Source organism: Nonomuraea sp. NPDC049158 (assembly GCF_040648335.1).
GTDB lineage: Bacteria > Actinomycetota > Actinomycetes > Streptosporangiales > Streptosporangiaceae > Nonomuraea.
In genome coordinates this window covers 48,386-66,672 of the sequence record NZ_JBEZDM010000010.1, presented here as the reverse complement: position 1 = coordinate 66,672, position 18,287 = coordinate 48,386, and the positions used below count along the sequence as shown (strand labels likewise).

The window sequence follows — 18,287 nt, the reverse complement described above, 5'->3', positions numbered from 1 at the left end:
TACGGGGCCGTCTACGGGTGTAGCGGCCCCCCTCTACCGGTGAGAGGTGCGTGGAGGGGTCAGGCCGGGGCGGGGTTGGTGGTCCGGGTAGAGGGGTCCCCCTCTACAGGCCGGGCGGCGGTCAGGGCCTCGGGCGGGATGACGCCTTCGATGTCGCGCAGCAGGTAGCCGGCCCGGTTGGCGTCGCCGATGCGGACCTGCTTGCTGGATCGCACGACGCCGGCGGCCTCCAGTTCGGCGGCCAGCTGGCTGGCGTCGTAGTCGCCGTAGGTGTCCTCGTCCAGGTTGGCCAGCCCGGTCAGCAGGTCTTCGGTCCAGATGCGGGTGCGCTGGCCCATCACTTCGAGCACGTCGGCGACGATGGGCGGGATGACGAACCCGGCCGCTTCGGCGCTTTGCAGGTCGCCGGTCGCCTGCCCGGACAGGGTGCCGGCCTTCTCCCGCAGGATCCGGCCGCGCTGGCAGACGTGCTCGAAGTCGGGGTTCTTCATCAGGTCGGCTTTGACGGTCACATGCGATGCGGGGCCGGTGACCAGCACGCCGACGCCGAGGTGTTCTTCGGACAGGGTGGAGGCATCGGCGCCGGCGTTGGCTTTGCCGTCGCCGAGCACCATGTCGGAGCTGGTCTTGTCGGTGACCTGGGTGCAGTACCGGTAGGAGACGATCTCCCGCAGTTTGGTGGGCACGCTCTTGGCGTCCGGGCGTTGGGAGGCGTAGACGGGCATGAACCCGGCCGCCGGGCCGCGCCGGGCGATGCGGGCCATCTTGCCGATGATCCGGCGCCGGTCCTGCTCCGATTCCAGCGCCTCCAGATACTCCTGGAGTTCGTCGATGACGATGAGGATCAGCGGCAGCTCGTACTTGCGCATGATCTCGGGGGTGAGTTTGCCTTCCGGGCACAGCGTGGTGGGCAGGGTGGCGAACAGGGTGAAGCGCCTGGTCATCTCGGCGATGAGCTCGTCCAGCATCGCCTCCAGCGCGTCCAGGTCGCCGGCGTCGGCGTCGGCGCCGCGCACGTAGCGGTGCGCCACCGCCGCGACCGGCCGGAAGTCGGCGCCGCCCTTGCCGTCGGCCAGGTAGATGCGCACCCACACGTCCAGGACGGCGGCGCCGACCAGCAGCCGCATGGAGAACGTCTTGCCGCGCCGGGGCAGGCCGCCGAAGAAGGCCGACTGCCACAGCAGGCTGATGTCGATGCGGTTGCCCTGGGCGTCGCGGCCGAACGGCACCGGCGTCCAGAAGTCGAACGCCTCGGCGTTGATCAGCTGCGAGGGGACGGGGTCGCCCAGGTAGGGGTCGTCGTCGGCGACCCAGATGGCTATCCGTCCGGCGTGGCCGCCGGCGGCGGCGCGTACCCGCTTCATGATGAGCTGGATCTCATCGACGCCGAGTTCGGCGGCGATGGTGTTGCGTTTGGTGATGGCGTCGGCCGCGGTCTTGCCGCCGCCGCGGGGCAGGTCGAGGGTGGCGGACCAGCCGTCGCCGAGCCGTCCGATACCGACCCCGACCAGCGTCAGCGCGGCGTCTTCGCCCTTGAGCAGGCCGGCGGCGCGGAAGGCGGCGTTCAGCTGCTCGGCGGCCAGGTCGACGCGGACCGGGGCCGGTCCCGCCGGGGCGGCGTCGACCAGCGGGGCTTCGTCGTCGTGGCGGCGGCCACAGAAGGCACCCAAGGTCACCGCCACCAGGCCGGCGGCCGGGTAGACCCACCAGCCGGCCGCCTCGGCGACGCCCGGCAGGCCGAACCAGGCGGCGCCAGTCGCGACCGCGGTGACGGCCAGGCGGGCCAGCCGCCCCCTGGTCAGCTGCTTACGCGCCGCCGCCAGTTGCAGTTCGGCGCCGCGCAGACTGAGTGCGGCGTGCTCGGCCTCGGCCCCGACTTTGGCGTGGCGGGCCTCGCGGGCGGTCAGCCGCAGCTGTCGGCGCAGCGCTTTGACGTGGGCGGCCCGCTCGGGACCGTACAGCCACACCGCCCACCAGCGCAGTCCCCGCCAGCAGGCGCGCATGCAGCGGCCGGCCAGCCGGGCCAGGTAGTGGGGCGAGCGGCGGGTGTGGAAGCGGGCATGCCACAGGCTCCACCGCGCCGCCCACGCGGCGCTTTCGCGTACCTGCCGCTTGGTCGGCATCTGCCACGGCGGCAGGTCGGGCAGCTCCTGCCGGCGGGCGCGCGCCAACCACCCCTGCTCCGGCTCCTGCTCCTGCTCCTGGGCGGGCTCCTGCCCGGTGAACGGCTCGGTCAGCGTCTGCGGGCCGGGCGGGAACAGCGGCGGCGCTTGGCGGGTGTGGAGCGGGACCACGACCCCTTCCAGGGGGTGCTGGTCGTCGTTTCGGCTGCTCATGCCCACACCCCCGGTCCGCGGCGCAGCCGTACCGGCCGCCGGTCGAGGGAGACCAGGGAGGCGGCCAGGCAGGCCAGGAAGGCCAGTGTGAGGGCGGCGCCGTACAAGCCGGTCCGCAGCGCGGCCGCCACGGTCAGGGCCAGCGTTCCGGCCAGAGCTTGCACCAGCGCGCGGGCGATGCGCTTGCCGCCGGCGGCGCGCAGGTCGGTCCAGGCGCGGGCCGGGCTGGTCGCGGCCGGACTGTCGGGGCGGGCGGCCAGCAGCGCGAGCAGCACCCCCAGCAGGGCGAGGGTGAACAGGTTGTGCGTCATCATGGGGTCACCTCGTGTCCGTTGCAGCGGGCGGGGTTGCAGGGCGCGGCCACTGTTCTTGGCGGAGTGGAGGCCGCGCCCTGCGTGCGGGACGGAGTGTTCTTGGCGGTCAGCACGACCAGCACGCCGGCCGCCCGGCCTCGGGCCAGGACCTCGGCCACCGCCTGGCGGACAGCAGCGCTCTTGCCCTGGCCGGGCAGGCCGCCGAAGAGGGCCTGCGACTCGTCGACGACGACGGTGGGCGGCGTGTCGGGGGTGGTTGTCGTGGCGGTCATCGGGTGGTCCCTTCGTCGTCGGGCGGCTGGGCGAGTTCGTCGCGCAGCCGGGAGGCGGTCTCGGTGGCGCAGCCGAGCGCGCGCTGGATCGCTCGGGCGGACGGCTGCGGAGGCAGCTGCCCGGCAGCGATCAGCTGGTGCAGGCGCTGGCGGTGGACGGGCTCGGGCAGGCCGCGGACGAGTCCGCCGAACGGCTTGCGATGCTCTTGCTCGGGGTCGGCGTTCACGCTGTACGCCGCGACCGTAAGGGGGGTTGCTGGATCTCCGACTCCGGGCCTGTCGGCGAGCCCGTGGTCGAGGGTGGCGAAGCGGGCCAGCACTCGCGGCCAGCCCGTTACCACCATGTAGGCCACAGCCGGGCCGAGCAGGTGCAGCACCAGGCGGGGGAAGCTGAACTGCTGGCCCTCAGGCAGGCTCCACGGCAGGTACGGCCAGGCGTTCATGCCCAAGGTGAGGGCCAGGAGCAGGTATTCGATCCGCTTGAGCACATCGTCGTGGGCGGGCTGGCCGCGAGTGGCGAAGAACGCTTTAGCGCCGACGAAACACAGCAGCGTGATCGACATGAACGGCTCGACCAGCCAGGCGAACAACCAGCGCGGCGACCACGGCTCGGCGCCTTCGGAGGCGAACGCCTGCACCCCGGCCGTCGACCAGCCCAGCGCCAGCACCAGCCCCACCGCCAGGCCGGCGTTCACCCGACGACGAGCCCGGGCCGCGCCGTAGGCCAGCGCGGCCGGATCTTGCGACAGCAGGTGCAGCCGAGCCGCCTCGCGCGCCTTCTTGCGCCGCTTGCGCACCTTGGGCGTGTCGATCAGCAGCGGCGCGTCGTCGTCTTGCAGCCCGGCCAGCAGGTGCGCTTCGGCGACTTCGGCGCGCAGCTGGCGGACGCGCTTGGTCTCGCCCGACACGATGGTGTGCGCCGGGCGGCTACCGTCGTCGTCCACCTCGCGCGGCAGGTTGTCGACGTCGGCCGCCTCGGGGATGACGGGGAGCCGGTCGGCCAGGTGGCGTTCCAGCTCGGCCAGACCCCGCGCTATGTCCTCGGGGTCCGGCTCAGGGATGGCGATCGGCGCGCTCACTGCATGCTCCGCAGCAGCTGGCCGGCCATGCTGGTGACCGCGCGGGTGATCGCGCCGCCCCACGTGGTGGCGCCGGCGTACATGCCGAACAAGGTGGCGGTGATGAACGTGGGCCACTGCTTGCCCTTGATCATGAAGGTGGCGACGGCAACGATGCCGAGAATCAGGCAGATGACGGCCTGCACGGTGGCAGCGTTCATGACAAGACTCCGATCGAGTCGGCCGCGGTGCCCGCGGCGGCTGGGTGGTTGAGGGGGTGGAGCGGGCAGCGGAGGGAGCTGGCTGCTCCGGACACCTCGCCCGCACAGATCGGGCGAGGATCCGCAACGTCAGCGCTACTTGAGGAGCACGCTGCCGACGCCCTTGCACACGGTGCAGGTACTGGCCAGGACGCGGCCGGTGCCCTTGCAGGTGGCGCACTTGACGACGTGGCCCTCGGGCGTGGGCTGCGGGTTGTCGCACATGGTGTTCTCCAATCGGTGGTGGTGGAGCTGGCTGCTCCGGGCACCCGCCCGGCAGGGGAAGAGCCGGGCGGGCACCCGCAACGTCAGCTGTCAGAGGTGGGCATGACACTTCGTGGCGTGGCTGTTGGCCGTGTTCTTGTCGCCCCGGCCCCGCTCCCTGCAGCCGAAGCAGAGCCAACAGCCCGGATAATCGGCCTCAGGAACATCGCGGTCCCGGGTCCACTCGACGGTGCCCCCTCCCGCGTTGCGGTAGATGATGCGGTCCATTCCGGCCATGACCTCTCCTCTCGTCGTGGAGCTGCTGCTCCGGACACGCGCCCGGCCGGGGCCGGGCGCGATCCGCAACCTCAGCGCTTGCCGCTGCCGTTGCAGGTGGGGCACTGCGCTGCCAGGGCGAGCCCGTTCGCCGCCGGCGTGCCGGTGATCTGGCCGGTGCCTGCGCAGTCTTCGCACGTGTCCTTCGCGGTCATCAGCTCCACCTCGCCTTCTTGCTTTGGTCCCGGGCGGCCAGGCGCTGCTTGATCGCTTCCGGGTGGGTGAGGGAGTCGAGGTGGGGGTTGGCCTTGCGCGCCCGGTCGCGGAGCTGGTCCATCTCCGCGTCACTGATGTGGAGCTCGGATCTCTCGATGTCTCGGCGTGTCATCAGCCCAGGTCCTCCCAGAGGATGCACCCGCAGTCGTCACAGACTTCGACCGTGTCGTTTTCGCGCAGGGTGCTGCTGGTGGACTCGCACTCGGGGCAGGGCGGGTGATATTCCATGGGTTCCTCTCGGTTGCCTTGTCGTTTGTGGAGCTGGCTGCTCCGGGCGCTCTCCTGGCCTGGGGAAGGGGTCAGGCGAGCACCCGCAACGTCAGCGCTGGATGACTGGCTTGTTCACGTCCCGGTGGATGACCGTGACGGCGACCCCGTGCGCCCGCAGTTCGGCGGCGACGCCTTCAGCCAGTACCGGGGCGCGGTGACGTCCCCCCGTGCAGCCGCAGCCGACGTTGGCCGTCCGGCCGGTGGCAGCGGCCAGGGCGCGGGCGGCAGCCGCGACGTGGACGATGACCTCCGGCACGCCCGGCGTGGCCAGAACGTGCCGACGTACGACGTCGTCAAGGCCAGTGAGTTCGCGCATCGCCGGGTCGTGGTGAGGGTTGCGGAATGTCCGGCGGGCATCCACCAGCAGATCCACCTGCGGTGCCGGGGCGTGCCCGTGGCCGAAGGACGTGACGACGACTTCGGCTGTCATGCCGCCGTCCAGCCCTGGCCGTTGCACGACCCGCACCGCACCTCCACGGTCGGGTACGACCCGGTGCTGTTGGGCTTCTGGTCGTAGTCCTTCCTCATGCAGTTGCCGACCCCGTTGCAGTCCTGGCAGTGCTGCTTGACCACCTGCGGGTCCGTCGACTTCCTGTTACGCAGTCCCATGTCTTTCTCCTTCGTCGGTTGTGGATTCAGGCGGCGTCGCCCGCGTCGGGGCAGTCCCGGCCGCCAGGGCAGCCATGCAGGCCGCACGTCGGGCAGATGCTGGTCTTCTCGACGTGGGCGCTCATGTTGTGGTCGCGGGCGAGTTGGGCCCACGACTCGGCCCCCCGCCTGGTCAAGGTCTTCTTGGCGCTGTGGCCGTTGACGACCACCCGGTAGCGGTCCGCGCTCATCTGCGCTCCCTCGCGTAGCTAGTGGCGCTCAGCCGCGGAACGAGTCCCGCGCCTTGTGGACGGCCTGCTCCACCAACTGCTCCGCCTTCGCCTCGCCGACCGCGTTGACCAGCTGAGCCTTCGCTTGCTTTCTCGCTACGCGGGAAGCGCCAGGGTTCGCGGCCACAGCGGCGAGCTGGTTGCGGACGTTGGTGTTCACGCTCTGGTCCTTGGCGCGGGTGAGCGTCCCGCTCGGCATCCGGCTGCCGGCTCCGGCGTTGGCGACCTTGTCGAGGAACTTGAACATGACATCTCCTTCTGTCCTGATCGGATGTGTCGGGATGGTGGAGCGGCTGCTCCGGACGCCCTCCCGACAAGGGGCGGGAGGGCATGCGCAGCCATCGCTCAGAGCGGCTCGAACCTGCGAGGGTGTGGGCGACGGCTCAGACGCCGAGCAGCTGCTCGACAGACGAGACGGCGGGCAGCCGCACGGCCCAGGCCGGGTCGGACCAGTCAGTCGGCAGCTCCCACGAGCGGCGCGGCCGGTAGAAGTCCGCCGCCGCCCGCCGGCAGATGGTGGCCAGCCACGCGCCCGCGTTCTCCTCAGCGCCCTGCAGAGACGCGATGCTGCGGGTCACCCGCAACCACGTCTCGCCGGCCACGTCCTGGGCGACATCGGGCGAGAGCGTGAACCGTCTGGCGACCGCGAGCACACGGTTGCGGTGCAGGTCGTACAGCCGCGCCACCCGCTCGGCGGCCTCACTCGACAACGGCACCTGCGGGCCGGCCGGGCGGCTCACCGCCGCTTCCCTTTGCCGTCGACGGGCATCGTGCGCCGCAACTCCCGGTCGTAGTCCCGACGTGCGCGCGGGTCCTCCGTGCCCCAGTCCGGCTGCTCGAAGCCGTCAGCGGCCTCGTGGACCAGCCGGGCCTGGACCTTGCGGTAGGTCTTGTCGTGCGGAGTGTGTGCCATGCTGGATCTCTCCATGTCGTGTGGAGCCGGACGGCGCGCTCAGCTCTTGGCGGGGTCAGGCGCGCCGTCTACGGCAGGACTTGTTGTTACGCAGAAGGCTTGGCCGGGGTGACCGCCTCGGCCCAGGTCTTGCCCTCGGCCAGCGCGGCCTGGGCCTGCTCCTGGGTGACGTAGCCGGTCGGCGGATGCTCGGCCAGCCGCTCGCGCAGGTCAGCGATCTCCCAGTCCATGCGCGCGTTCGGCTCGGCGAGCGCACGCAGCGCGATCACGGCGTGCACCGTCCGGCGGCCGAGCACCCGGCAGCGGGTCTCCTCGCCACCGATGGTCGCGGCGTGCGGGACGTCGAGCGCCTCCAGGACGGCGCGCAGCGCGTCGAGCAGCTGCTCGTTCTCCACGCGGACCCGGTCATAGGCGTCAACGACGGCCAGGACCTCATCGCCGTCGGCCACCGCGCACAGGCCGCGCGCGTGCTCGTCGACGATCCGACGGCGCAGCCGCTCGGCATCCTGCACCGTCCACGAGCGCCCGCCGACTGCCTTGATCTGGTCGGTGGCCATCACGGCAACCGTCCCTCGGGCTCGCCCTTCCTGGGGGTCCAGTGCATGGGCCGGCCACCCTTGTCGGCAGGCTTGAGCGTGAAGAAGGGCCGGTCGTTGTAAGGCTCGTCCGCGTGCGGGCGTTCGTCGTACTGGGCCTCTAGCCATGCTGCGGCGTCGGCCTGCTCGCGGGCGGCCATCACGCCACCGCCGGCGGCCTGGCCTGAGGCCGGCCGGTGCGGGCCTCAGCGACCGTCGCCAGCAGCGCCGCCGCCAGCTCCTCCGCCTCGTCCAGGCTCAGGCTCTCCTCCCGGACGTCGGTGATGTCGTCGACCGGGATCGTCACGGCCCTGACCCGAGCCTCAGCGCCGACGGCGGCGGTCAGGTCCACGAACACGACCTGGCCGGCCATACGCACCTCGGCCTCATCGCCGAAGTGCTCCAGCGCCTCAGCCGTCTCCCCGTCATGCTCGGCCACGCACCAGGCAGGGCAGCCGACGTAAACGGCGCCGTAGGTGCGGGCGATCCCCCGCGCCAACCGCTCCAGGGTGAGGTTGCTGCCGTACCTGGCAAAACTGGCGAGCGTCACGTCGGTCGTGGAACACACCTTGACCAGACGGCCAGCGTGCCGCTCCACCACCACACGCGTCGCCTCGGCAGGCAGGTCACTGCCGCGCCGCAACTCCGGCGTGATCGCCTCGACCGTGATCGAGTGCGGAATGTGCGCCAGGTCCGCGCGGGTCACATCGTGCTTCCACGGAGGCAGCACGACGACGGCGCCGCCGTTGGCTGGGATCTGGACGGGGCCGGCCAGGGAATCGACCGGTGTAGCGTGGATGTACATCGAATCGGGCTCCAAACTGATCGATGGTCCGGCCTCGGCGGCTCCACCCGCCGGGGCCACTTCATTGCAGTGCGTCTGAGACTCGAACCATCGCGATGCCTCTACACGCGCCGGAAACCGGATCTCTCGCGGGAGCTGGATCTCTCCACTGGATGAAGCTCTGCCGGTTTGCCGGTCTGCATACAGAGGACCATAAGCCAGCGTTGCGCGCTGGTCAAGGGGGTCTGTATGCAGACCAGCAGAGAGCGCGTATCCTGGGAGAATGAGTACGGGACAGGACTACACCGACGCTCGCCCGCTCCAGGTACGCATGGCGGACGATCTCCGTCGCAAGATCGAAACAGGCGAACTTGGCCAAGGTGCGCAGCTGCCAACGTATGACGATCTGGCGCGGGAGTATCTGTGCAGCCTCGCTGTAGCGCGGAAGGCCGTCGACCTACTTCGTCAGCAAGGTCTGGTGATCACGAAGCAGGGACTTGGGTCGTTCGTGCGGGAACGGTCGGCAATGGTGCGTCACGGCGTAGAACGATATGCCAGGCATCATTGGAAGGGCATAGAGCCAGCCACAATCCTTGGCGCCGAAGCCACGAATCAAGGCCGAAAGGCCACCCGAATTATCCGCGGTCTAGGCGTCACTCCAGCGCCTGCATTGGTCGCGGAACGGCTGGGTATCGCCGAGGGCACTGACGTCTGGGCGCGCAAACGAACGACGTTTCTCGATGGCAGACCGAACCAACTCGCCGATTCTTACTACCCCCTTGCCATTGCCCAAGGAACACCGTTGATGGAAGAGGAAACAGGTCCCGGAGGCGATTTCGCACGACTGGACGAAGCGGGTCATTCTCCCACGCGCATCAGAGAGGAATGGCACGCAAGAATGCCTTCGGGCCCCGAACGCGCCGCGCTTAGACTGCCGGACGGAACGCCTGTAATCGACTTTATAAGAACGATCATTGATCAGTCGGGAGAACCAGTCGAAGTGATGCTCTCAGTAATCGCTGGTGACACCACTTCGTTCATCTACGAGTTCCCGGTTCCGGATTAATCAATCATGTGAGTGACTTTCGGGGACCGAACGGTTCGATCCCCGCCGTCAGAGACGATAACTGCCTGGTCATCTGCCAGGGTGACCAGGCGATCACCTGCCGTCCAACCGTCGATAATTCGGGAAATCTTGTCGTGCACCCGCACATCATCTATATGCGGAAGAACGAAGAAATCTACTAGCCAACCTCCTTGAGTGGTGGCTAGATCAGGCGCTAGCTCACGCTCATCAAGATCGTCTATATATGCTACGTCGGGGCACGTGACTATCGCTCCGGCGCTCACTCCCGCATAGACGGACTCAGTTGGTTTCAAGGCATCCCAAAAACGAGTACGTTGCATGTGATGCAGAAGGAAGTACGTATTTCCTCCTGGCACTATCACGAGCTCGGCTGAATCAATGACGTGCGCCACCTGCGACACGTCGGCCCTCGCCAATTCCAGGTCCTGAAATATAAATCCATTGCGACTCAACCATTCACGTTCTTGATCTATCCAGGGGGCGTCAGCATAGGCCGTGCCTGCGGTCGGTATGAAGACGGTGCGGAGTTCGGCCGGGTGGGCAGGGAGAACTGCTTTCAGGCCGCCTAGATACTTCGAGGCGAGGAAGAGGGTCCGAGTCATGGAATGCAGTCTATGGGGCACCTGGACGGACCTTCCAGTAGTCGGCCTCTCATTCGAAGCAAGGTGAGGGAGGCGCGCTCTCTGCCCCTGCAGACCCCTCGCCAAGAGCGCGCCGAACAGACGAGTGATCAGGTAATCGTCAGCCCGCCGTATACGTTCCCTGCCTGCACCACGGCTCCGGTGACGCTACCTGTGACGGTGTTGCGGACGATCGGTGCATGGGGCGGGATGTTGACGCTGGCCGCAACGTCGATGTCGGCCACGTCCGTACCACCGAGGTCGTCGAGATTGCCGCTCTGGATGACGGAGCCGTCGACGGCTCCGTTCACGTCGTTGTGCGTCTCCCCTGGCCGGGAAGTGGCGTGCTCTGCACGCTCGTCACTGTGTGTCATACCACCCTGTACGGCTCTGGGGCCCCATTGGGCTCAATTCTCCCTTGCAGCCTGCCGCCTGGGAGGATGAGACAGTCATGACAGAGCAGGATGCCGCCGACGCGGCGCTGAGGGCCCTGAGCCGCGCTGAGCGCGCCTACACCGGCGGGATCTGGTTGCCGAGCGGCGCGGAACGCGCGCTGGCCGCGCGGCTGCAGGAGGCGCTCGGCCGGACGATCGGCCAGCTGTGGGAGCGGCGCCGGCCCGGTGAGGTAGCGGATCCCGCGACGGCCCCGAGCCCGCTCGCGCCCCAGTTGCGCGCCCTGGTCGAGACGGCGGCGGGCCCGCTGGCGACCTGACACAGACGGTAGCCGCCTACGCGCAGGCCTGGACGGCTCCCGAGACGGACCCGGCGCGCGAACGGCAGCGTGTTCTGATGCTGTACGGCCAACTGCTGGCCGCCGTGATCCGCGACGATGCGAGCTACTGAGGCTGATGCGGCCACGGCCATCACTTGCCGAGCTCGTCCGGCTCGGCCGCCAGTCGCAGCGTCTGCCACCCGTCCGCGCCCGCCACCACCTGCCAGGCCGGCGGCCACACCCGCCGCACGCCCGTGCCCGCCGGCGCCAGTCGCACGCCGCTCAGCTCCGCCGCCTCTAGCCCTGTCGCCCCGGCGAATCCGGCGTGGCGGGTGAAGGTCGCCTTGCCGAATTGAGCATCGCTGGAGAAGGTTGCCTCCTCGAATCGGGCAGGGCCGGTAAAGGTCACCCCGTCGAACCAGACGGCGCCGGTGAAGGTCGCCCTGCTGAACCAGACATTTCTGGTGAAGGTCGCGTCGCAGAATTGGGCGGGGCCGGTAAAGGTCGCCACGCCGAATTGAGCGTCGCTGGAGAAGGTCGCCTCGATGAACAGGGCGCCGGTAAAGGTCGCCCCAATGAACCCGGCGCCGCCGGAGAAGGTCACCCCAGCAAACCCGGCGTTGTGGGTGAAGGTCGTGTCGTTGAACTCGGCGTCGCTGGTGAAGATTGCCCCGCCGAACTCGGCGTTGCGGGTGAAGGTCGCGTCGTCGAACTGAGCGTCGCTGGTGAAGATTGCCCCGCCGAACTCGGCGTCGCCGGTGAAGGTTGTGTCGTCGAATCGGGCAGGGCCGGTGAAGGTCACCTCGCCGAACCGAGCGTCGCCGGTGAAGGTCACCTCGCCGAACCGGGCGTAGCCGGTGAAAGTCGCCTTGCCGAACCGGGCGTCGCCGGTGAAGGTCGCGTGGCTGAAGTCGGCATTACCCATGTGGCAGGCGCGGAGGTCGAAGTCGATGAGGACGGCACCGACGAGGTAGAGGCGGCTGTTCGGCCAGTGGCGCGGGTTGGTGTCGAGGCGGCGGGCCGGCCACCGGCGGCGTGGGGTCGGGGAGTCGTCGTATTGGAGATGGGCGGTAAGGATGCGTTGAGCCGTCAGGCGGACCTGGCGTTCCTCATGCGGATTGCGCCCGCTGCTGCTCGTACCCGAACGGGCCGAGCCACTGTTGCGGGCAGTCCGCTGCGCGGCGCGGATCTTCTCGCTTCGATCCTCTCGCGGCGGGGTGTAGGGCATGCGCAGGTAGGAGCAGATCACGTCTACGATCGTCTGACGCAGCGCCGGGGTGTCCTGAGCGAGGCGTTCCAGGGCGTACAGGCCGGCCAGGCGGACCGGGGCCTGGGAGTTGCCGAGTTGCTCGGCGGCCTTGGTGTACAACTCGGTAACCCGGCGTTCGGCCGCGTCGTGGGTGGTGTGCGCCGTGGCCAGCTCCTGATGGCGCTGCCGGCGCACCGCGAGCATCAACGTCACCGCGGCGCCGACGCCAGCCGCAGCCGCCAGCGCCGTACGGGCAGCCTCAATCCGGGCGGAGATCTGCTCAATGATCAACAGCTTGTTCAGGTCCTGCAGCAGCCACTCCACAGTGCCCCACGCAGCCCCGCCGATCAACAGCGCTGCCGGGAGCACCCACCACCACATCGAGCGCGGCGGCCGTAGCTCGGGAGGACGGGCAGACGGCTTGGGAGAGCGCGGGAGAAGGCCCATAACCCCATTCCACCCCGCCGTACCGCGCTCGCCGGGGACAAATGCTCAACTTGTGATCAGACGTCAAACGGTGCCTGGCGACGGTCGCGTAAACGGCAGCCCTGTATCTACGACAGCTGGCCCCCAGACTCGGGTTCATGCGTGACCAACTGAGTGACAATCGCCGGGGACCGCGGCGAACGTCGACAGACGTTCACGCACTCTTCGCGCTGGGCATCGTTAGACGCTCGACCGGGTCGAACTGGCATTCGGTTTGCTTGCGGAGCAGGAGGACGCCGGTTCGAATCCGGCCGAAGGCACTGTGGCCGATCCCGAAGCGAACGAGGGACCAAGTTGTGATCTTGGTGAAAGCGGGTTTAAGTCCCGTCGGCCACCCCACGTCGGTGTCATCGAGAGGATGGGGAAACCTGCGGGGGCCCTCCGCTCTCCGTTCTGGCCGCGAAGAAGAGCACCGCGCAGGCGCCCACCACGACCATGAGGACGACGAGTACGGACACCAGCACCAGCGCGAGCCTGCCCGGCGACCTCCGGGACCGGACCGCGGATGGGCGGAGCATGGTGGCGGCATGAGAGGCGTGCGGGGAGGCACCGGTCGAAGCGGTGGGGGCCGGTTCGCCCAGGTGGGCCTCCTCGGCGATGGCGGCGGGGTCGCCGAGCCGGTCGAGGATCGTACGGATCCCGGCCTCGGTCGGTGGGTCCAGCTCGGCGCGGGCCACCGTGATGTGCTCGCGTAAGTCGGCGAGGAGGTCCTCGCGGCGCGCGGCGGACAGGCCGGCGGTCGCGTACGCGACCTCGGCCAGATAGTCCTCGACGAGCCGGTCCAAGGGATCCGTTGAGCGGTTCATGAGTTCTCCGTTCCGACGATGTGGTCCACGGCGTCGCGGAAGGCGGCCCATTCGGAGCGGAAGTGCGCCAGCGCCGCCTTGCCGTTACTGGTCAGCCCGTAGTAGCGCCGAGGTGGACCGGTGGGTGACTCCTGCCAGGTGGTGGCCACCCAGCCGGTTCTGCGCAGCCGGGACAGCAGGGGATAGAGCGTTCCTTCGCTGGTCGTCAGGGCCGTCTCGGCGCCGAGCCGGCTGACCAGCTCCACGCCGTAGCGTTCCTCGTCTTCGAGCAGGGCCAGCACGCAGAACTCCAGGGTTCCGCGGCGAAGCGCCGTGGCGAGACCAGTCTGGCTTTCCATGCTGTGCATGCTACCTTGCGAAGCAAGGATCCATGCGCGGAATACCTCTACGGTGAGGTTTTGTGCCCACACCCTCTGGCCCCTTCACCGGGCGTACGATCGACGGCCTCGCACGGGACCTGCGCGAAGGCCGGACCACCTCGACGGCGCTCGTCCAGCTGGCGCTCGACGCCATCGCCGAGCTCGACCCGCTGCTCAACGCGTTCGTCACCGTGGACGCCGCCGGAGCGCGGGCCGCGGCGCGGCGGGCGGACGACGAGCTGGCCGGCGGCACTGACCGGGGGCCGCTGCACGGTGTGCCGGTCGGGGTGAAGGATCTCATCATGGTCGCCGGGCTGCCCGCGACCATGGGCTCGCGGCACTTCGCCGGCCACGTCGCGGTCGCCGACGCCGCCTGTGTGGCGCGCCTGCGTCAGGCCGGGGCCGTCGTCATCGGCAAGACGAACACCCACGAGTTCGCGTACGGCCCCACGGGCGATCGCTCCGCCGCCGGCCCGTCGCGCAATCCGTGGGAGCCCGCGCGCATGTCGGGCGGCTCCAGCGGCGGCAGCGCGGTCGCCGTGGCGGCGGGCATGGTCCCGCTGGCCCTCGGCACCGACACCGGTGGCTCGGTCCGCATTCCGGCGGCGTTGTGCGGGGTCGCCGGTTTCAAGCCCGCGTACGGGGCGATCCCGGTCGACGGCGTCTTCCCCCTGGCGCAGACCTTCGACACCGTCGGCCTCCTCGCGGGCCACGAGCAGGACTGCCTGATCGCCTACCGGACCCTCGTTGAAGCCTGGGTTAGGACCGACGGCCGTCCGGCGCGGGTCGCCTGGCTTGATCCCGCCGGCGTGTTCGCCTGCGATCCGCAGGTGGCCCGTACGGTGCGCCAGGCCGTGGAGGCGGGCACCGGACCGCTGGAGGAGCTCGCGTTCCCTGCGAAGGACGCGGACGAGCTGCGCGAGACCTTCACCGCCATCCAGAGCAGCGAGACGGCGGCGGTACACGCCGACCGGCTGGCCGAGGCGCCCGAGCTGTTCGACCCCGAGGTGCTCGAACGCGTGCGCGGCGCCGCCGAGCTGCCGGGCTGGCGGTACGTACGGGCCATGCGGGCCCGCCCACGGCTCGCCGAGAGCGTCGGCGCGCTGTTCGAGCGGCATGACGTGCTCGCGCTGCCGACCGTACCGCTCACCGCGCCGTTTCTCGGTCAGCGCGCGACCGAGCTGGACGGCGGGCCCGTCGCCGTGCGAGCCGCCCTGCTCGCCCTGACGAGCATGTGGAACGTGGTCGGTTTTCCCGCGCTGAGTGTCCCGGCCGGAACGGTGTACGGCCTGCCGGTCGGGCTGCAGCTCGTCTGCCGTCCCGGGTGGGAGCACCTGCTGTTCGAGACGGCCGCGCTCGGCCGGGCGAGGCATGGAAGTCCGCCCGCCGGGTAGCGGCCTGCGAATGCGGATCCAGGACTGGTTCCTCACGGACCAGGAGAGAGGCAACCCGGCGACCGAGCTCGACGCCTGGTCGACGGGTAACGACGTACGCCCGCTGATCCACGGCGCGACCTACTTCGCCGAGCTGAAGACCTGTGTCGAGGCGCTGCGTAAGGACGACTTACTGCTGTTCGCCGACTGGCGCGGCGATCCCGACGAGCGGCTCACCGAGAACGGGCCCTCCGTGGGCGACGCGATGGCCGCCGCCGCGCACCGAGGCGCGCTGGTCAGAGGGCTCATCTGGCGTTCGCACCTGGACCGGCTACGCTTCAGCTCGGCCGAGAACCGGCATCTGGGTGAGGCGATCGAGGCCGCGGGCGGGCAGGCCGTCCTCGACACGCGGACCAAACCGGGCGGCTCGCACCACCAGAAGTTCGTCATCCTCCGTCATGACCGCGACCCGGCCACCGACGTGGCCTTCCTCGGCGGCATCGACCTGTGTCACAGCCGCCGTGACGACGCCGACCACCTCGGCGATCCGCAGGCGTGCCCGATGCCCGGCGAGTACGGCCGGCGGCCCCCATGGCACGACGTCCAGGTCGCCATCCACGGCCCCGCGGTGGCGGAGGTGGAGAAGGTGTTCTGCGAGCGCTGGGAGGACCCCGCGCCGGAGACCAGGGATCCGATCAGGCGGCTGCGTGACCACTTCGCCCAGATGGACGACGTTCCTCCGCTGCCCGAGCCGGGACCGCCGCCGCCCCCGGCGGGCACGCACACCGTACAGATCCTGCGCACCTATCCCGCCCGGCACAGCGGCTACCCGTTCGCTCCGGACGGCGAGCGGAGCGTGGCGCACGCCTACCAGAAGGTGCTCCGCCGGGCCCGTTCGCTGGTCTACCTGGAAGATCAGTATCTGTGGTCCACGGATGTGATCGAGCCGTTCGCCGAGGCGCTGGAGCGCGAGCCCGGCCTGCGGATGGTCATCGTGGTGCCGCGTCACCCCGACCAGGACGGCTGGCTGGCCGGGGCCGCGAGCCTGATCGGCCGGGTCCACGCGCTGAAGCGGCTGCTGCGGGCCGGCGGCGACCGGGTGGCCCTGTACGACCTGGAGAACCATGAGGGCACCCCCGTCTACGTGCACGCCAAGGTCTGCGTGGTCGACGACGTGTGGGCCTCGGTCGGGTCCGACAACGTCAACCTGCGTTCCTGGAGCTACGACTCGGAGCTGAGCTGTGCCGTACTCGATGAGCGGGAGGATCCGCGCGAGCCGTCCGGCGCCCGCCGGTTCGCCCGCGAGCTGCGCCTGGCACTGATGGGCGAGCATCTGGACCGGCCCGAGGACGGCGCGGATCGCGACGAGCTGTGCGATCCCGTGGCCGCGTTCGACGCCTTCGCCGACGCGGCGGCGCGGCTCGAGGCCTGGCACGCCGGCGGCAGGAAGGGTCCGCGGCCGCCGGGGCGGCTGCGGCCGCATTCCTACCCCGAGCTGCCTCGGGTGCGCGGGCTGCTCGCCACACCGCTCTACCGCCTGGCGGTCGATCCCGACGGGCGGCCCCCCGCGCTGCGGAGATCCAGGACCTTTTAGCGCTCGCTGCTGTCTTAAGGCCACCCTCCGTGATCACTCGGCGGGGCGCTGCCCTATCCTGTACGGCTCTGAGGAAGGGACCCGAGTGAACGTGAGCCTGCGCCCGGTCCGTGCGGCGGACCTGGATGTGTTCGAGGAGAATCTGGGCAGCCCGAAGGGGACCGGCGAGCAGCAGTGGTTCGGCCATCGCACCCTGCACGCGATGCGCGAGGAGTTCGCGGCGAGCGGGCTGCTGAGCCCCGAGGGCGGCTATTTCACCATTGACGCCCGTGGTGAGGTGGCCGGGTGGATGCACTGGTTCCAGCGGCTCTGGGGTCCGCGGCACACCTCCTGGTGCTGGTCGCTCTCCATCGTGATCTTCCCGCGCCACCGCGGCAAGGGCGTCGGCAGCCGGGCGCACCGCGAGCTGGTGACGTACCTGTTCGACCACACCCGGGCCGAACGGATCGAGGCCATCACCGATGTCACCAACCTCGCCGAGCAGGGCGCGCTGGCCAACGCCGGATTCGAACGTGAAGGCGTGATCCGCCGGGCCCAGTGGCGCGGCGGGAGCTGGCACGACCAGCTCCTGTATTCGGTGTTGCGGCCGGAGAAGTAGTCACGAGAGCTCCCCGCAGGCGGCGGTGCACCATTGTCGATCCTGCGCCAGTGCGTCGAGCAGCACAATCAACCGCTCTGAGCTGAGGGGACGCCAGTCCGCCTGGCGCCGTCCCCGCTCTCAGCGGACGCCGCGCGGCCTGAACTGGATGCTGATGCGCGGCCCGGTGGGGCGGGTGGTCTTGGGGATCGCGTGCTCCCACGTGCGCTGGCAGCTGCCGCCCATCACGATGAGGTCGCCGTGCCCCAGGTCGTGCCGGATCGACGCGCCGCCGCCCCGGGGGCGCAGCAGCAGCGGGCGCGGGGCGCCGACCGAGATGATCGCGACCATGGTGTCCTCGGTGCCGCCCCTGCCCAGGGTGTCGCCGTGCCAGGCCACGCTGTCGCGGCCGTCGCGGTAGAAGCAGAGCCCGGCCGTGCGGAACGGCTCCCCGAGCTCCTCGGCGTAGCGCTCGTTGAGCGCGCGCAGGGCGTCGTCGAGTGCCGGATCGGGCAGCGGCTCGTCCTCGTCGTAGAAGGCGAGCAGCCGCGGCACATCGACCACTTTGTCGTACATCCGGCGCCGTTCGGCCCGCCACGGCACCACCTCGGCCAGCCGGGAGAACAGCGCGTCGGCCTGCGCCAGCCAGCCGGGCCCGAAGTCGATCCACGCCCCGCGCTCCAGAGGCGTCCGGCGGATCGCCGAGCCGACGAGCTCCTCGGCTCCCAGCAGAGAAGCTTGGAAAACAGCCGTCATGGCATCAAGTGTAGGCGATCGTTCAAACATTCATTCGATTAGGTCCGCAGACCGGCTGCGCCCGGCCGTCACGGCCGGGCGCGCGGCTCGTCGTCCCACCCGCCCGGTCTGTACGGCACGCAGCCCGTACAGACCGGGGCGGCCACGCAGGCCGCCGATCCCCACGGCTCCAGTATCGGGTATGCCCGCCCGTCACGCCTGTTACCGCGCACCCCTTTTGTGGCGCTTGCTACCGTGTCGGTCAGGTGGGGC

General features: G+C 69.9%; 29 protein-coding genes and 1 tRNA gene. 6 read left to right on the top strand and 24 right to left on the bottom strand.

Features of this window, described 5'->3' with window-relative positions; translation table 11 throughout:
• Positions 1 to 59: 59 nt before the first annotated feature.
• From AB0B61_RS22680 to AB0B61_RS22595, 18 genes are all read right to left on the bottom strand, one after another.
• On the bottom strand, positions 60 to 2,336 hold the full coding sequence (locus AB0B61_RS22680) for a hypothetical protein (protein ID WP_358434974.1): 2,277 nt from the start codon (positions 2,334 to 2,336) through the stop codon (positions 60 to 62).
• Positions 2,333 to 2,650: a hypothetical protein gene (locus AB0B61_RS22675; RefSeq protein WP_358434971.1), complete on the bottom strand. Its 318-nt coding sequence runs from the start codon at positions 2,648 to 2,650 to the stop codon at positions 2,333 to 2,335. Before AB0B61_RS22675 ends, AB0B61_RS22680 begins: the two co-directional genes overlap by 4 nt.
• Positions 2,647 to 2,922: a hypothetical protein gene (locus AB0B61_RS22670; RefSeq protein WP_358434968.1), complete on the bottom strand. Its 276-nt coding sequence runs from the start codon at positions 2,920 to 2,922 to the stop codon at positions 2,647 to 2,649. The genes AB0B61_RS22675 and AB0B61_RS22670 overlap by 4 nt, the downstream gene beginning before the upstream one ends.
• Positions 2,919 to 4,001, bottom strand: coding sequence for a hypothetical protein (locus AB0B61_RS22665; RefSeq protein ID WP_358434966.1), 1,083 nt, complete (start codon positions 3,999 to 4,001; stop codon positions 2,919 to 2,921). The genes AB0B61_RS22670 and AB0B61_RS22665 overlap by 4 nt, the downstream gene beginning before the upstream one ends.
• Positions 3,998 to 4,201, bottom strand: coding sequence for a hypothetical protein (locus tag AB0B61_RS22660; protein WP_358434964.1), 204 nt, complete (start codon positions 4,199 to 4,201; stop codon positions 3,998 to 4,000). Before AB0B61_RS22660 ends, AB0B61_RS22665 begins: the two co-directional genes overlap by 4 nt.
• A gap of 135 nt (positions 4,202 to 4,336) precedes the next feature.
• Positions 4,337 to 4,465: a hypothetical protein gene (locus AB0B61_RS22655; RefSeq protein ID WP_358434962.1), complete on the bottom strand. Its 129-nt coding sequence runs from the start codon at positions 4,463 to 4,465 to the stop codon at positions 4,337 to 4,339.
• A gap of 90 nt (positions 4,466 to 4,555) precedes the next feature.
• Positions 4,556 to 4,741: a hypothetical protein gene (locus tag AB0B61_RS22650; protein ID WP_358434960.1), complete on the bottom strand. Its 186-nt coding sequence runs from the start codon at positions 4,739 to 4,741 to the stop codon at positions 4,556 to 4,558.
• A 71-nt stretch (positions 4,742 to 4,812) separates the two neighbouring features.
• A complete protein-coding gene (locus AB0B61_RS22645; protein WP_358434958.1) occupies positions 4,813 to 4,935 on the bottom strand; it encodes a hypothetical protein in 123 nt (40 codons plus the stop codon).
• The gene (locus tag AB0B61_RS22640) at positions 4,935 to 5,108 is read right to left on the bottom strand and encodes a hypothetical protein (RefSeq protein ID WP_358434956.1); all 174 of its coding nucleotides are present in this window, start codon (positions 5,106 to 5,108) and stop codon (positions 4,935 to 4,937) included. The genes AB0B61_RS22645 and AB0B61_RS22640 overlap by 1 nt, the downstream gene beginning before the upstream one ends.
• Positions 5,109 to 5,315: 207 nt before the next feature.
• On the bottom strand, positions 5,316 to 5,696 hold the full coding sequence (locus AB0B61_RS22635; RefSeq protein WP_358434954.1) for an RNase adapter RapZ: 381 nt from the start codon (positions 5,694 to 5,696) through the stop codon (positions 5,316 to 5,318).
• The gene (locus AB0B61_RS22630) at positions 5,693 to 5,875 is read right to left on the bottom strand and encodes a hypothetical protein (RefSeq protein WP_358434952.1); all 183 of its coding nucleotides are present in this window, start codon (positions 5,873 to 5,875) and stop codon (positions 5,693 to 5,695) included. Before AB0B61_RS22630 ends, AB0B61_RS22635 begins: the two co-directional genes overlap by 4 nt.
• Before the next feature lie 26 nt (positions 5,876 to 5,901).
• Positions 5,902 to 6,105: a hypothetical protein gene (locus AB0B61_RS22625; protein ID WP_358434950.1), complete on the bottom strand. Its 204-nt coding sequence runs from the start codon at positions 6,103 to 6,105 to the stop codon at positions 5,902 to 5,904.
• A 28-nt stretch (positions 6,106 to 6,133) separates the two neighbouring features.
• Entirely contained in the window at positions 6,134 to 6,391 is a 258-nt protein-coding gene (locus tag AB0B61_RS22620) for a hypothetical protein (RefSeq protein ID WP_358434948.1), read from the bottom strand.
• A 136-nt stretch (positions 6,392 to 6,527) separates the two neighbouring features.
• The gene (locus AB0B61_RS22615) at positions 6,528 to 6,884 is read right to left on the bottom strand and encodes a sigma factor (RefSeq protein WP_358434946.1); all 357 of its coding nucleotides are present in this window, start codon (positions 6,882 to 6,884) and stop codon (positions 6,528 to 6,530) included.
• The gene (locus AB0B61_RS22610; protein ID WP_358434944.1) at positions 6,881 to 7,057 is read right to left on the bottom strand and encodes a hypothetical protein; all 177 of its coding nucleotides are present in this window, start codon (positions 7,055 to 7,057) and stop codon (positions 6,881 to 6,883) included. The genes AB0B61_RS22615 and AB0B61_RS22610 overlap by 4 nt, the downstream gene beginning before the upstream one ends.
• A gap of 86 nt (positions 7,058 to 7,143) precedes the next feature.
• Complete coding sequence (locus AB0B61_RS22605) at positions 7,144 to 7,614, bottom strand: hypothetical protein (RefSeq protein WP_358434943.1); 471 nt, start codon at positions 7,612 to 7,614, stop codon at positions 7,144 to 7,146.
• On the bottom strand, positions 7,614 to 7,793 hold the full coding sequence (locus AB0B61_RS22600) for a hypothetical protein (RefSeq protein WP_358434941.1): 180 nt from the start codon (positions 7,791 to 7,793) through the stop codon (positions 7,614 to 7,616). Before AB0B61_RS22600 ends, AB0B61_RS22605 begins: the two co-directional genes overlap by 1 nt.
• Entirely contained in the window at positions 7,793 to 8,437 is a 645-nt protein-coding gene (locus tag AB0B61_RS22595; protein ID WP_358434939.1) for a hypothetical protein, read from the bottom strand. The genes AB0B61_RS22600 and AB0B61_RS22595 overlap by 1 nt, the downstream gene beginning before the upstream one ends.
• A 262-nt stretch (positions 8,438 to 8,699) precedes the next feature.
• Between AB0B61_RS22595 and AB0B61_RS22590 the strand changes: the two genes are divergently transcribed.
• On the top strand, positions 8,700 to 9,482 hold the full coding sequence (locus tag AB0B61_RS22590) for a GntR family transcriptional regulator (protein ID WP_358434937.1): 783 nt from the start codon (positions 8,700 to 8,702) through the stop codon (positions 9,480 to 9,482).
• Here the strand turns inward: AB0B61_RS22590 and AB0B61_RS22585 are convergent.
• A complete protein-coding gene (locus AB0B61_RS22585) occupies positions 9,479 to 10,105 on the bottom strand; it encodes a Type 1 glutamine amidotransferase-like domain-containing protein (protein ID WP_358434936.1) in 627 nt (208 codons plus the stop codon). The two genes, AB0B61_RS22590 and AB0B61_RS22585, sit on opposite strands and share 4 nt — an antisense overlap.
• Before the next feature lie 128 nt (positions 10,106 to 10,233).
• Positions 10,234 to 10,434 carry a hypothetical protein gene (locus tag AB0B61_RS22580; protein WP_358434934.1) on the bottom strand — a complete coding sequence of 67 codons (201 nt, stop codon included), beginning with the start codon at positions 10,432 to 10,434 and terminating at the stop codon, positions 10,234 to 10,236.
• 140 nt (positions 10,435 to 10,574) lie between these two features.
• Here AB0B61_RS22580 and AB0B61_RS22575 point away from each other — a divergent pair, with 140 nt between their 5' ends.
• A complete protein-coding gene (locus tag AB0B61_RS22575; RefSeq protein WP_358434932.1) occupies positions 10,575 to 10,835 on the top strand; it encodes a hypothetical protein in 261 nt (86 codons plus the stop codon).
• Between the two features lie 151 nt (positions 10,836 to 10,986).
• Here the strand turns inward: AB0B61_RS22575 and AB0B61_RS22570 are convergent, their stop codons facing one another.
• Positions 10,987 to 12,453 (bottom strand): pentapeptide repeat-containing protein, encoded by a 1,467-nt coding sequence (locus AB0B61_RS22570; RefSeq protein WP_358434930.1) that lies wholly within the window; start codon positions 12,451 to 12,453, stop codon positions 10,987 to 10,989.
• 313 nt (positions 12,454 to 12,766) lie between these two features.
• Between AB0B61_RS22570 and AB0B61_RS22565 the strand changes: the two genes are divergently transcribed.
• Positions 12,767 to 12,827 (top strand) — tRNA-OTHER (locus tag AB0B61_RS22565).
• Positions 12,828 to 12,917: 90 nt separating this feature from the next.
• On the opposite strand, the gene AB0B61_RS22560 is transcribed toward AB0B61_RS22565, so the two are convergent.
• Together AB0B61_RS22560 and AB0B61_RS22555 are read right to left on the bottom strand one after the other, a co-directional pair.
• Complete coding sequence (locus AB0B61_RS22560; RefSeq protein WP_358434927.1) at positions 12,918 to 13,376, bottom strand: hypothetical protein; 459 nt, start codon at positions 13,374 to 13,376, stop codon at positions 12,918 to 12,920.
• Positions 13,373 to 13,714, bottom strand: coding sequence for a PadR family transcriptional regulator (locus AB0B61_RS22555; RefSeq protein ID WP_225301054.1), 342 nt, complete (start codon positions 13,712 to 13,714; stop codon positions 13,373 to 13,375). Before AB0B61_RS22555 ends, AB0B61_RS22560 begins: the two co-directional genes overlap by 4 nt.
• A gap of 62 nt (positions 13,715 to 13,776) precedes the next feature.
• Here AB0B61_RS22555 and AB0B61_RS22550 point away from each other — a divergent pair, with 62 nt between their 5' ends.
• The 3 genes from AB0B61_RS22550 (at position 13,777) to AB0B61_RS22540 (ending at position 17,300) form a co-directional block, all read left to right on the top strand.
• On the top strand, positions 13,777 to 15,129 hold the full coding sequence (locus tag AB0B61_RS22550) for an amidase (RefSeq protein ID WP_358434924.1): 1,353 nt from the start codon (positions 13,777 to 13,779) through the stop codon (positions 15,127 to 15,129).
• A gap of 10 nt (positions 15,130 to 15,139) precedes the next feature.
• Entirely contained in the window at positions 15,140 to 16,702 is a 1,563-nt protein-coding gene (locus tag AB0B61_RS22545) for a phospholipase D family protein (protein WP_358434921.1), read from the top strand.
• An 85-nt stretch (positions 16,703 to 16,787) separates the two neighbouring features.
• A complete protein-coding gene (locus tag AB0B61_RS22540) occupies positions 16,788 to 17,300 on the top strand; it encodes a GNAT family protein (RefSeq protein ID WP_358434918.1) in 513 nt (170 codons plus the stop codon).
• A gap of 120 nt (positions 17,301 to 17,420) precedes the next feature.
• Here AB0B61_RS22540 and AB0B61_RS22535 read toward each other — a convergent pair whose 3' ends face one another.
• Entirely contained in the window at positions 17,421 to 18,035 is a 615-nt protein-coding gene (locus AB0B61_RS22535) for an alpha-ketoglutarate-dependent dioxygenase AlkB (RefSeq protein WP_358434915.1), read from the bottom strand.
• Between the last annotated feature and the right edge of the window lie 252 nt (positions 18,036 to 18,287).